The following is a 12,618-nucleotide window of genomic DNA, read 5'->3' on the forward strand; positions in this document are numbered from 1 at the left end:
AAACTAAAAGATGAAAAACACTATAGTAATAGCAATTTTGTTAATATCAAGTTGGTCAATTGCTCAAGAAAAAATCATTAGTAAATCGGCAGTGATTACTTTTGAAGCTTCGGTTCCTTCTTTTGAAGAAGTAAAAGCAACGAATAAAAATGTAACCTTAGTTCTAAATTCTAAAACAGGCGAAATAGCCAGTTTAGCTTTAATAAAAGGTTTTCGGTTTAAAGTAGCGTTGATGGAAGAACATTTTAATGAAAATTATATAGAAAGTGATAAGTATCCTAAAGCTTTGTTTAAAGGAAAAATAGAAGGATTTGATGTTAATAGTTTAACCTCAAGTCCAAAGGAATTTATCATCAACGGAAAACTGGAACTTCACGGAAAAACGTTTGTAATTAAGGCGGTTGCTAAAATAAGTCAGACTAATTCAGGGATTAATTTGAAGTCTAATTTTTCAGTCAACGCCAGCGATTTTGATATTGCAATACCGGCCGTGGTTAAGAATAAAGTGGCCAATAAAATCAATATTCAGGTTGATGCTGTTTTGAAATAAGGAATTTAAAAATTAAAGATTTTATAAATTTTGACCGAAATTGTAATAAACCATCAAAAAGATTTAATTTTGAAAGACCAAAGGCGTTCAATTAAAAACGACAATTGATAAATTGTATTAATTAAATCAACAAAATGGAGGAAGAAATAAAGATTGACGACGATTTTATTTTAATTCGTTTTCAAAATAATACTGATGAGGTTTTAACTTTTCAACGTCCTGTACAGCTGGGTTTAATCCAATTTCATTTCGGTTTAAAAGGAAGTGCCAACTATATTTTTAATCAGGGAAATTATAATTTAAAACTCAATGAAGAAAAAGCATTGTTGTTTTATAATACCGAAAAAGAATTGCCTCTAAATGTAGAAGTTGCTCCTAAAACCTGGTTGATTTCTATATTTGTTTCCATTAAAAAATTCCATGGATTGTTTACTAATGATGCCGAGCATATTCCGTTTTTGAGCAAAGAAAATCAGGAAAAAAAATATTATAACGAGAGTGATATCAGTCCGTCGATGGCTATTGTTTTGAACCAAATGTTTCATTACAATCTGAATCCGTCGATAAAAAACCTGTATTACAAAGGAAAAGGTTATGAATTATTGAGTCTTTTTTTCAATCGAAATGAAGATCCAAATGCGGAACAATGTCCGTTTTTAGTAGATGAAGAAAATGTGTTGAAAATCAAAAAAGCCAAAGAAGTTATTATTGCTAACATGGCCGAACCACCCGGATTACAGGAATTAGCCGATCAGGTAGGTTTGAATTTGAAAAAGCTCAAAATGGGTTTTAAGCAAATTTATGGTGACACCGTTTATGGTTTTCTGTTTGATTACAAAATGGATTATGCCCGAAAATTACTCGATAGTGGTTCTTATAATGTAAACGAAGTAGGCTTGAAAATAGGTTACAGTACCGGAAGTCATTTTATTGCGGCTTTTAAAAAGAAATTTGGAACCACTCCAAAAAAATATTTGATGTCGATTAATACTAATATGTAAAACAATATTGGTTTTATATATCAAAACATAAATAAAAAATAACATTTATCATATTTCTACAAAGTGGCTTGTACTACTTTTGACGAAAATTAAAACACAACAAAAAGCTACAAATGAAAGGAGTATTATTAGTCAACTTAGGTTCACCGGAAAGTCCAACGCCAAAAGATGTAAAACCGTATTTAGACGAATTTTTAATGGATAAATACGTAATTGATGTTCCGTATTTGTTGCGTGCCTTATTAGTTCGTGGTATTATTTTAAGAAAAAGACCGGAAGAATCAGCTCATGCTTACGCAAAAATTTGGTGGGACGAAGGTTCGCCTTTAGTAGTTCTTTCTGAAAGAATGCAGCAAAAAGTACAGCCTTTAGTAAATGTTCCCGTGGCGCTGGCAATGCGTTACGGAACTATGACCATTGAAAAAGGATTACAGGAATTGCACGATAAAGGCGTTACCGAAGTATTGCTTTTCCCGTTGTATCCACAATATGCGATGGCTTCAACACTGACAATTTTAGTAAAAGCAGAAGAAATTCGTAAAAAGAAATTTCCTCAAATGACATTTACGGACGTTCCTGCGTTTTACAATAAACCAGATTATATTCAGAATTTGGCCGATTCGATGAAAAAACATTTAGAAGGTTTTGAATACGATCATTTGTTGTTTTCTTATCACGGAATTCCGGAGCGTCACATTCGTAAGACGGATGTAACCAAATCGCATTGTAAAATTGATGGTTCTTGTTGCAATACGCCATCACCGGCACACGAATTTTGTTACCGTCACCAGTGTTATGAAACCACAAAATTGGTAATTGAAAAATTAGGCATTCCAAAAGACAAATACAGTTTGACTTTTCAATCCCGATTAGCAGGCGACAAATGGTTGGAACCTTATACCGATGTTGAAATCAACAATATGCCGGCAAAAGGAATTAAAAAATTAGCTGTAGTAACTCCTGCTTTTGTTTCGGATTGCTTAGAAACATTAGAAGAAATTGCCATGCGAGCAAAAGAAGAATTTGAAGAAAATGGTGGTGAAGATTTCTTGGCAATTCCTTGTTTGAATGATGATGACGAATGGTGTCAAACGGTTGGGAACTGGATCAATGATTGGGCAAAATAGATTTAAGATTACTGAATGTTGATTAACGATTTCAGATTTAAATATTAAATTCATGTTTTCAGAATACATAATATCAGAAATCTAAAATCGTTAATCTGAAATCTAAAATTCTTTATGGAATATTACAACTACCTAAAATCGCTACATTTAATTTTTGTAATCACCTGGTTCGCCGGACTTTTTTATATTGTTCGCTTGTTTGTGTATCAAATTGAAGCAGCCGATAAACCTTCTCCCGAAAAGGAGATTTTGCAAAAACAATTCAAAATCATGAGTTACAGGCTGTGGTATATTATCACCTGGCCATCGGCAATTTTAGCGAGTATTTTTGCTTTTTGGATGTTGTTCTTTACCCCTACGGGAAATGCCTGGTTGCAAATGCCCTGGATGCATGTTAAACTTGGCTTTGTTTTTGTGTTGTATTTGTATCATTTAAAATGCCACCAAATATTTAAACAATTGCAAAATGATGCCGTAAAATACACGACAAATTTCATGCGTCTGTGGAATGAAGGAGCTACCATCATTCTTTTTGCAGTAGTGTTTTTAGTGATTTTAAAAAATGCTGTTAACTGGATTTATGGTGTAATTGGGATTGTATTATTTTCGGTTTTAATCATGCTGGGTTTTAAATTTTATAAAAGAATTAGAGAGAGAAAACAGTAAGCAGTTAACAGTATTCAGTTGGCACTGAACACTAAAGAAACTGAATACTGAACACTAAAAACTATGCTTAGAATTTTCAAATTATCCATGCTTTCGTTGCGAGTTCGAATTTTTCTTTCGATGATCGTAGTGATAATTGTTTCCTCGATTTTATTAGCTTCAATTTCTATTGTTCAGTTTAAAAATGAAGCTAAAGAATACCATCGTGAACGATTAGAGCGAAAAGAAAATGCGGTTCGGGAACATATCAATTATGTGCTTTCAACTACTACTTATCCGCTAACAACTGAAAATCTGGAGTTGATTTTTAAGGATAAAATTCACGAATTAGCCCATATTCATAATACTGAAATTAATGTTTATGATTTAGAAGGAAAGTTATTGAAATCCTCAAAAGAGTCTTTTTCGGTAGATAAAACAGCAGCCCCTATTCCAAAATACATTCTTAAATTAGTTCGTTCTTCGATTGAAAAACGGTATGAAGACATTAAAACCATTAACGGAATAAAAAATAGATCGTCGTTTACCCAAATTAAAGACGATAAATTCAAGCCATTGGGGGTTTTAAACTTACCTTATCAGGAAGATGATGGGTTTTATGACAAAGAATTAAACAGTTTTTTAATTCGTCTAGGTCAGGTGTATTCTTTTATGTTGATTGTGGCTTTTGGACTGGCTTATTTTCTTTCGTCTTACATTACAAAATCACTGAAAACTATTTCAGATAAATTGAATGAAACCAGTTTGAATCAAAAAAACGAGAAGATCTTACTCACGGCCAGCAGTAAAGAAATCAATTTGTTGATTAATGCTTATAACCAAATGGTAGATGAACTGGAAAAAAGTGCCATCAAATTAGCACAAAGTGAGAGAGAAGAAGCCTGGCGTGAAATGGCAAAACAGGTGGCACATGAGATTAAAAATCCGCTAACACCAATGCGATTGACAGTGCAGAGTTTTCAGCGAAAATTTAATCCTGAGGATCCTAATATTTTGCAAAAAATGAAAGATTACTCCGAAACCTTAATTCAGCAAATTGATACGATGAGTGCTGTTGCTTCTGCCTTTTCGAATTTTGCTTCGATGCCGGCGCAACAAAATGAGACTTTGAATGTGGTAGAGGTGGTAGAATTAGCTTTGGATATTTTTAATGAAGAGCATATTATTTTCGAAAGTGATTCACCGGAGATAATTTCTAAAATAGATCGAACACAATTAATTCGAATTATTACTAACTTAGTAAAAAATGCCATTCAGTCCATTCCGGAGGAACAAGAAACTAAAACAGTAAAAGTAACGGTGAAAAAAGAATCCAATAATGTTTTAATTCTGGTTGAAGATAACGGAATAGGAATAAAAGCTGAAGATATGAATCGGATTTTCGAACCTAAGTTTACTACCAAAAGTAGTGGAATGGGACTAGGATTAGGTATTATAAAAAATATTATTGAAAACTATAAAGGAACAATTGTCTTTGATACTGAATTCGGAAAAGGAACTTGTTTTACAGTTGCTCTCCCAATTATTAACTCTTAAATCAATACCATGAGCTACAAAAATATTTTGATTGAAAAAGAGCAAACTATTGCAACTATTACTATTAATCGTCCGGAAAAATTAAATGCTTTAAATAAACTGACTATTCAGGAATTGCATCATGCTTTTTCTGAATTGGAACAAAATCAGGATACGCGAGCTATTATTTTGACAGGAAGTGGAGAGAAAGCATTTGTTGCGGGAGCTGATATTGCTGAATTTGCCCGTTTTTCGGTAGAAGAAGGAGTACAACTTGCAGCTCAGGGACAGGATACCTTATTTAATTTTGTCGAAAATTTAAAAGTCCCGGTTATTGCTGCCATCAATGGATTTGCTCTTGGAGGTGGTTTAGAATTAGCTATGGCCTGTCATATTCGTGTGGCTTCTAATGTTGCCCGAATGGGGCTTCCGGAAGTCTCATTAGGAATAATTCCCGGTTATGGAGGAACACAACGCTTGCCGCAATTAATAGGCAAAGGTCGCGCTCTTGAAATGATTCTTACAGCTGAAATGGTTACAGCTGATGAAGCTTACAGAACAGGTTTAGTAAACCACGTAGTAGGGAAGGAAGAGTTGTTGCCTTACTGCAATCAAATAGCACAAAGGATTATTAAAAACTCTCCGGCAGCCATTAGTATGGCTATAAACGCCATTAATGCTAATTACAAAGAAGGGGAGAACGGTTTTGAAACAGAAATAAAATCCTTTGGAAAATGTTTTGGAACTGTAGATTTCAAAGAGGGAACCAAAGCCTTTTTAGAGAAAAGAAAAGCGGTTTTTACGGGGGAGTAAAAGAGTATTCAGAAAGCAGTAGCAGTTTGCAGTTTCATACTAGAGAAACCCATTTCAGAATAAAATAATTAAAAACAAAATGTCATACGAGCCTATATTTGCCCTATTTTGGGAAAGAGTGAAACAGAGTATTGAAGATAAAACTTTTGCCAAATTAACCCTGGCAAAAACCATTGGGGATACCGAATTGAAGAATATTTATGTTCGTCCTGTTTTGCTGGAAAATAACCTGATGAGAATGTCCATAATTGCCAGATATAAAACCGAGGAAATGGAAAGTTTCCATAGTTTAGACGAGGCTTACCCAATTTTAGCTTCTTATATGAATAATCCTTTTTTAAGCGCTTTGTTGTTTACAACTGATAATGATGTGGTTTTTAAACTGAACAAAAAAAGAACCGGAAGTATTAGTGAACAGGCGCCTACTTTTAAAAGTGCTTCGGATGTGATTCTGGAGATGAAAGAAAAGGGTCTTTAATTTGGAATAATAAGTTTTAAAATAACAAAGCCACTCATTGAGTGGCTTTGTTGCTTTTAGGAGGGGTTGGAAAAACATTAAAACTTTTAAATCCAGAAATTAATTCCATCCACCGCCTAATGATTTGTAGATATTTACCCTGGCGGTCATTTGATCTTTTTTAGTTTCCACTAATTGAAGTTTGGACTCTAAAGCATCGCGTTGGGTTAATAAAACTTCCATGTAATCGGCTCTGGCTGCGCTGAAAAGTTTATTCGTAATCTCGATAGAGTTCTTTAAAGCAGCTACCTGTTGTTCTTTTTGAATATAGCTCTGTCTAAGATTTTCAATTTTAGATAAACCATTGAGAACCTCGATATGGGCATTTAAAACGGTTTTTTCGTAATCAAATACCGCCTGTAGTTGTTTGTCATTGGCATTGTAATATTGGGCTTTAATAGCGTTTCTGTTGATTAACGGAGCTACCATATCGCCGGCTAAACCGTACAACAAAGATTCAGGCATTGTAGTAAGATATTTAGTCTTGAAGGATTCTAATCCCACACCAGCTCTTAACGTAAAGGACGGATAAAAATTAGCTCTGGCAACCTGTGTATCCAGTTTGGCTGCCTGCAATTCATACTCGGCTCGTCTGATATCAGGACGATTAGTCAAGAGCTGTGAAGGAATACCGGAATAGACAGTATCTATTTTCTGGTCTATAAAATGTTCCGAATCGCGTTGTATTGCTTGTGGTGAACGACCAATCAAGAAATTGAGTTTGTTTTGAGCCTCAATAATTTCCTGTTTTACTGAGTACAATTCTCCAGTGTTTTTATACACCTCTGCTTCCAATCTTTTAACCCCCAGAGCTGTTGCTTTGGCAGCCTGCATTTGAAGTCGAATGGTTCTTAAACCGTTATTTTGCAATTCTAAGTTTTGGGTAAGGATCTCCAGTTTGTTGTCCAAAGCCTGCAATTCGTAATAAGAATCAGCTATTTCGGCAATCAGATTGGTTACCATGAAATTCTTGCCTTCTACAGAAGAAAGATATTCTATTACCGCAGCTTTTTTGGCATTGCGCAGTTTTTTCCAAACATCCACTTCCCAAGTGGCAAATGCGCCAACTTTATAATTTTTTAAAGGTTCCGGGAATTCTTCACCGGGTTTGATATCAGTATTAGCATCATTAGCTCCCTGGCTGGTATAGCGTCCTACTTTTTCCACTTCGGCAGCAGCCTGAATACCTACAAACGGCAGGTATTCCCCTTTTCGGGCCTGGATTTCATTCTTAGCTATGTCAACCTGTTGCAGCATGATATTTAGCTCCTGATTGTTTACTAATGCCGTATCGATAAGAGCAGCCAGTTGCGCGTCATTAAAGAATTCTTTCCATTTAATTTTGGCCGAATTAGTAGTGTCTGTAGAAACAACATTCTGAAAATTATCAGGTAAAGTGTCTTTAGTTTCCCGGGTTATTTTGGTAGGAACACAGCTTTGGAAGACCAGGGTTGCTAAGGTCAGGGTTATTCCTGACCTTAGATTTATATATTTGAAAATTGCTTTATTCATTTTTGTCTCTGTTCATTAGTTCTTTCAATTGTTTGTTCATTGCTTTAAGTTTCAGTTTAAGACTGCTTTGTCCTTCGCTGGCTCTCATGAATTCTTCTGAAGCCGGTTCGTTATGTTCGTCCTGAATCAAACTACGGCCATCGCTCATTTTGGCAAAGGTGTAATACAAGCCCGGAATGACGAAAACTCCAAATAAGGTTCCTATAATCATTCCTCCCATGGCAGAACCTCCAATAGTTCGGTTACCAATGGCTCCGGCTCCGGTAGCAATAACTAAAGGAATCAATCCGGCGATAAAGGCAAATGAAGTCATCAAAATAGGTCTGAAACGCAATTTAGCTCCTTCCATGGCAGCATCTACTATGCTCATGCCCTGTGCACGTTTCTGGACGGCAACTTCTACAATCAGTACGGCATTTTTACCTAGCAATCCAATAAGCATGATGACCCCAATTTGGGCATAAACATCATTGGATAATCCCATCAACTGTAATAAGGCGAATGAACCAAAGAAGCCAACAGGTAATGACAGTAATACAGCCAAAGGCATTAGGAAACTTTCGTATTGTGCTGCCAAAACAAGATAAACGAATATCAATACGATACCAAACACATACAAAGCATCGTTTCCTCTGTTAGCCTCGTCATAAGACAATCCTTCCCAGGCAATATCATATCCTCGTGGTAATTTTACTTTTGCCACTTCTTTAATGGCATTAATAGCATCGGCACTGGTATAACCTTTAGCAGGTAATCCACGAATAGCAGCCGAATTGTACAGGTTGTATCGTGTGATCTCATTAGGGCCTAATTGTTTTTCTACTTTCATAAAAGCAGAATAAGGAACCATTTCTCCGGCTTCATTTTTTACGAATAATTTCTCCAAATCAGAAGGGATTTTTCGGTACTCAGGAGCTGCCTGGGTATATACTTTAAAGAACTGACCGAATTTGATAAATCCTTGTTCGTAAGTACTTCCAATAAGGATATTCAGGTTGTCCATGGCTTTACCTATAGAAACCCCTTTTTGCATTGCTGCTTTGTTATCAATATTTAGTTTTAACTGCGGATAATTGGCAGAATAAAAGGTGAATACTCCTGTTAGTTCTTTTCGTTTTTCCAATTCGGCCATGAAATCGTTGTTTACCTTTTGGAATTCCTGATAATCGGTTCCATTTGTTTTGTCTAATAAACGCAAAGAGAAACCTCCTGATGAACCAAATCCCGGAACCGCCGGTGGTTCGAAATATTCGATAACAGCTCCCAGATTTTTGGACTTGTTTTCCAATTCTTCCATGATTTCATGAACCGAATGCTTTCTTTCTTCCCAGGGTTTCAGGTTAATCAAGCAGGTTCCGGCATTCGATCCACGACCTTCAGTCATGATTTCATAACCCGCCAAAGAAGAAACGGAAGACACACCATCGATTTCCTCGCAAATGCGTTGTAATTTTTTAGCAACATCATTGGTACGTTCCAGAGTAGTTCCCGGAGGCGTTTGAATAATGGCATAAATCATTCCCTGATCTTCACTTGGAATAAAACCTGCCGGAAGTGCCTGATTAGTGAAATAAGTGGCAAAACAGAAACCAATTAAGATTCCGAAAGTAATGACTCTGCGGTTCACAATGTGTTTCAAAATACCAACATAATGTCCTGTAAGTTTTTCAAATCCTTTGTTAAACCAATCGATAAAACGATCGATAGGCGATTTTTTCTTAGCATGACCGTGATTGTGTTTCAGTAACATGGCACACAGTACAGGAGTCAATGTCAAAGCCACAACTGCCGAGATGATAATAGATCCCGCCATTGTAATTGAGAATTGACGATAGAATACCCCTACCGGTCCCGTCATAAATGAGATTGGAATAAATACCGAAACCATTACCAGAGTAATTGCAATAATAGCTCCACCGATTTCGCCTAATACTGCTTTTGAAGCTTTAAAGGGTGAGAGATGTTCTTCTTCCATTTTTACATGGACGGCTTCTACTACCACAATCGCATCATCGACCACAATACCAATGGCTAGTACCAATGCAAATAAGGTAATCAGGTTGATGGATAAACCAAACATTTGCATAACGAAGAAGGCTCCAATTAAGGAAACAGGAACTGCAATAACCGGAATTAATGTCGAACGCCAGTCTCCTAGGAACAGGAATACTACAATGGATACTAAAACAAAAGCATCCCTAAGCGTGTCAATTACCTGATCGATAGAAGCGTCTAAGAAACTCGATACGTCATAACTGATTTTGTAACCTACTCCCGGAGGAAGGTCTTTTTCCAGTTCTTTTAATTTGGCTTTTACATCCCTGATTACATCGCTACCATTAGTTCCAAGCGTTTGCTTTAAAACGATTGAAGCCGATGGTTTACCGTCTAAATTGTCGTAGATGTCGTAAAATTCACTTCCTAATTCTACATTGGCAATATCGCCCAGTTTTATTTCCTCACCATTGGCATTGGCACGGATAATTACGTCTTTGTATTCCTGAGGTTCACTAAAACGGTCTCTATAGGTTAGTACATATTCGAGTGATTGTGATTTTATACCCGAACTTTGTCCTAGTCGTCCCGGTCTTGCCAGAATACTTTGTTCCTGCATGGCTTTCATTACTTCCTCGGCAGAAATATTATAAGCACGCATTCTGTCCGGTTTCAACCAAATACGCATAGCATATTTACGGCTACCCAGGATTTGTGCACTGGCAATTCCGTTGATACGTTGTATTTCGCGAAGCATGTTTGTATAGGCGTAGTTGTAAAGGAATTTTTCATCCATTTCATGCCCTTTTTTGCTATACAAATCCACATACATCAACATACTTGGCTGAACAGGAGTAATGATAACCCCTTCACGCTGTACTAAATCAGGCAATAAAGGCATCACCTGATCCACTCTGGTCTTGACCCTTATTACGGCGACGTTGGGGTCGGTACCCGGTTCAAAAATAACACGAATGGTTCCTTCTCCCGCACTGGTAGCATCGGAAGCAATATAACGCATTCCCGGAACTCCGTTAATGGCTGTTTCTAGCGGAATTAATGTAGATTTTACCAATACATCTGAACTCGAACCCGGATAGGCGATAAAGATGTTTACGGTAGTTGGTGCAATTTCAGGAAATTGCGAAATGGGTAATTGTTTGATGGCAAGCAACCCCATAAATACAATGATGACCGAAATAACAATCGCTAAGACCGGTCTTTGAATGAATTTTTTAAACATTTTGTTGTGTTTTTAAGGGGTTTTTACTCTGCGTAAACATCAAGAGTTGACAATACTTTTTTAGGATTCTCAACATTAAACTTGATTTTCTCGTTGTTTTTAACCAATCGTAATCCGTCTAACAGGATATGATCATTAGCATCCAAACCTTTTTTCACAACAAAAAGATTTTCTAAAGTAGCTCCAATGGTAATTTCTCTTTGTCTCACTACGCCATTTTTGTCAATTACAAAAACATAGCGTTTGTCTAAAACTTCAAAAGTTGTTTTTTGCGGAATGATAAGTACGTTTTTCAACGGAACCGTCATCAGGATAGTTCCTGTTTCCCCATGTCTTAAAATACCCTGCGGATTAGGGAATGTGGCTCTAAAGGCAATATTACCCGTTTCGTTATTGAATTCTCCTTCAATCGTTTCTACAACACCGGATTGATTAAAAACCATTTCATTAGCCATTTTTAGGTTTACTTTTTGTTTTTTGTTCTTATCGGGACTCATGATATAGTTCAAATATTCGGCTTCAGGAACATTAAAATAAACCCACATTTTGCTGTTATTAGACAGTGAGGTTAGCAATTCGCCTTCTTCGAGCATACTGCCTTCTCTTGATACCAAATGATCGACAATACCGTCAAAAGAAGCTTTGATATTGGTAAAACCAAGATGCGTTGCTGCCAGATTTATTTCGGCATTGGCTTTGTCTAATTTGGCTTTCGAAAGCGCCAATTCGTTTGCCGAAACTACTTTGTTATCCGCCAGAAGTTTAGTGTTTTTATATTCTATCGAAGCAGCATTTCCTTCTGCTTTCGCTCTTTGTAATTCCGCCTGATACACATTTGGCATAATACCGAACAAGGCTTGTCCTTTTTTTACTTTTTGTCCTTCGTCTACATAAATTTTCTGAAGGTATCCTTTTTCCAGTGCTCTTACTTCAATATGCTGAATAGAGTGGATTTGGCACACATATTCTTTAACAATTGAAGTGTCCATTGCCACAGGATTAGTAACATTAAATGTGGTTTCTTCTTTCTTTTCCTCTTTATGTGAGTTGCAGCCAATAGTGCATAACGCGGCCATAAGACCAATGAAAATTGCGTTTTTTTTCATGATATTCTTTAACTTTTTAAAACAATGGGATGATTTTTAGGCTGAAGTATAAAACAACAACCTGGACACCTTATTTAGCTTATCTCAATTAGGGATAAGAAATAGGGTGTAAGCAAATAAATGTTTAAAAAGTTGGAATCAAATTCGGAAAACCTCGAATATAATGTAAAGTGAATTACAAGAGGGTAGGTAGGAAAGCTCTTTGCAGAAAGCTTGAGTTTTCTTGATATAAGATATAAAAGCGGGTGCTGCCTGCTGTTGGAAAAAAGAGAGTTGATAAGATTTTTTTTCCAGGACTTTTTTTGTAGCCGTAGTTTCTGAATCTTCTTCCTCATTATCAGAACTAAGAATTTCTTTTTTTTGGAAGGTTTCGAACATCGCATCGGATATCGAAGATCTATTATCAAAAAGATGTTCTAATTTAGTTTGATCTAGTTTTTCTGTAAAAAGTGTTCGTTTTAATGAATGGGCTAGCAAAGCTGTTGTAGCTAATTTATGGGCAAATAAAGAACTGCTGCTTAGTAGCATTATTATACATAAAGGGATAATATGTTTTATTGCCTTTCTCATTAA

The 12,618-nt window shown here is 36.2% G+C and carries 11 protein-coding genes; 7 read left to right on the forward strand and 4 right to left on the reverse strand.

The genetic code is table 11. The features are described from left to right. Positions 1-10: 10 nt before the first annotated feature. From BIW12_RS06815 to BIW12_RS06845, 7 genes are all read left to right on the forward strand, one after another. Positions 11-550, forward strand: coding sequence for a YceI family protein (locus BIW12_RS06815; RefSeq protein WP_071184418.1), 540 nt, complete (start codon positions 11-13; stop codon positions 548-550). 134 nt (positions 551-684) lie between these two features. After that, complete coding sequence (locus tag BIW12_RS06820; protein WP_071184419.1) at positions 685-1,551, forward strand: AraC family transcriptional regulator; 867 nt, start codon at positions 685-687, stop codon at positions 1,549-1,551. Between the two features lie 113 nt (positions 1,552-1,664). Beyond that, entirely contained in the window at positions 1,665-2,678 is a 1,014-nt protein-coding gene (gene hemH, locus BIW12_RS06825; protein ID WP_071184420.1) for a ferrochelatase, read from the forward strand. A 114-nt stretch (positions 2,679-2,792) separates the two neighbouring features. Further along, complete coding sequence (locus BIW12_RS06830; protein ID WP_071184421.1) at positions 2,793-3,344, forward strand: CopD family protein; 552 nt, start codon at positions 2,793-2,795, stop codon at positions 3,342-3,344. 120 nt (positions 3,345-3,464) lie between these two features. Continuing rightward, positions 3,465-4,880, forward strand: a complete 1,416-nt coding sequence (locus BIW12_RS06835) for a sensor histidine kinase (protein ID WP_083382062.1) — start codon at positions 3,465-3,467, stop codon at positions 4,878-4,880. Between the two features lie 9 nt (positions 4,881-4,889). Beyond that, positions 4,890-5,672: an enoyl-CoA hydratase/isomerase family protein gene (locus BIW12_RS06840; protein ID WP_071184423.1), complete on the forward strand. Its 783-nt coding sequence runs from the start codon at positions 4,890-4,892 to the stop codon at positions 5,670-5,672. A gap of 79 nt (positions 5,673-5,751) precedes the next feature. Beyond that, complete coding sequence (locus tag BIW12_RS06845) at positions 5,752-6,150, forward strand: hypothetical protein (RefSeq protein WP_071184424.1); 399 nt, start codon at positions 5,752-5,754, stop codon at positions 6,148-6,150. Between the two features lie 99 nt (positions 6,151-6,249). Here the strand turns inward: BIW12_RS06845 and BIW12_RS06850 are convergent, their stop codons facing one another. The 4 genes from BIW12_RS06850 to BIW12_RS06865 form a co-directional block, all read right to left on the reverse strand. Further along, positions 6,250-7,701, reverse strand: a complete 1,452-nt coding sequence (locus BIW12_RS06850) for a TolC family protein (RefSeq protein WP_071184425.1) — start codon at positions 7,699-7,701, stop codon at positions 6,250-6,252. Then, entirely contained in the window at positions 7,694-10,939 is a 3,246-nt protein-coding gene (locus tag BIW12_RS06855; protein WP_071184426.1) for an efflux RND transporter permease subunit, read from the reverse strand. Before BIW12_RS06855 ends, BIW12_RS06850 begins: the two co-directional genes overlap by 8 nt. Before the next feature lie 23 nt (positions 10,940-10,962). Continuing rightward, complete coding sequence (locus BIW12_RS06860) at positions 10,963-12,045, reverse strand: efflux RND transporter periplasmic adaptor subunit (protein WP_071184427.1); 1,083 nt, start codon at positions 12,043-12,045, stop codon at positions 10,963-10,965. Between the two features lie 138 nt (positions 12,046-12,183). Further along, positions 12,184-12,615, reverse strand: coding sequence for a hypothetical protein (locus tag BIW12_RS06865; protein WP_071184428.1), 432 nt, complete (start codon positions 12,613-12,615; stop codon positions 12,184-12,186). Between the last annotated feature and the right edge of the window lie 3 nt (positions 12,616-12,618).

The sequence above is a fragment of the Flavobacterium commune genome, assembly GCF_001857965.1.
Classification (GTDB): domain Bacteria; phylum Bacteroidota; class Bacteroidia; order Flavobacteriales; family Flavobacteriaceae; genus Flavobacterium; species Flavobacterium commune.

Coding starts and splice junctions, on each gene's coding strand:
- BIW12_RS06815 (WP_071184418.1), top strand. CDS start 11: ATGAAAAACACTATAGTAATAGCAATTTTGTTAATATCAAGTTGGTCA.
- BIW12_RS06820 (WP_071184419.1), top strand. CDS start 685: ATGGAGGAAGAAATAAAGATTGACGACGATTTTATTTTAATTCGTTTT.
- hemH (WP_071184420.1), top strand. CDS start 1,665: ATGAAAGGAGTATTATTAGTCAACTTAGGTTCACCGGAAAGTCCAACG.
- BIW12_RS06830 (WP_071184421.1), top strand. CDS start 2,793: ATGGAATATTACAACTACCTAAAATCGCTACATTTAATTTTTGTAATC.
- BIW12_RS06835 (WP_083382062.1), top strand. CDS start 3,465: ATGATCGTAGTGATAATTGTTTCCTCGATTTTATTAGCTTCAATTTCT.
- BIW12_RS06840 (WP_071184423.1), top strand. CDS start 4,890: ATGAGCTACAAAAATATTTTGATTGAAAAAGAGCAAACTATTGCAACT.
- BIW12_RS06845 (WP_071184424.1), top strand. CDS start 5,752: ATGTCATACGAGCCTATATTTGCCCTATTTTGGGAAAGAGTGAAACAG.
- BIW12_RS06850 (WP_071184425.1), bottom strand. CDS start 7,701: ATGAATAAAGCAATTTTCAAATATATAAATCTAAGGTCAGGAATAACC.
- BIW12_RS06855 (WP_071184426.1), bottom strand. CDS start 10,939: ATGTTTAAAAAATTCATTCAAAGACCGGTCTTAGCGATTGTTATTTCG.
- BIW12_RS06860 (WP_071184427.1), bottom strand. CDS start 12,045: ATGAAAAAAAACGCAATTTTCATTGGTCTTATGGCCGCGTTATGCACT.
- BIW12_RS06865 (WP_071184428.1), bottom strand. CDS start 12,615: ATGAGAAAGGCAATAAAACATATTATCCCTTTATGTATAATAATGCTA.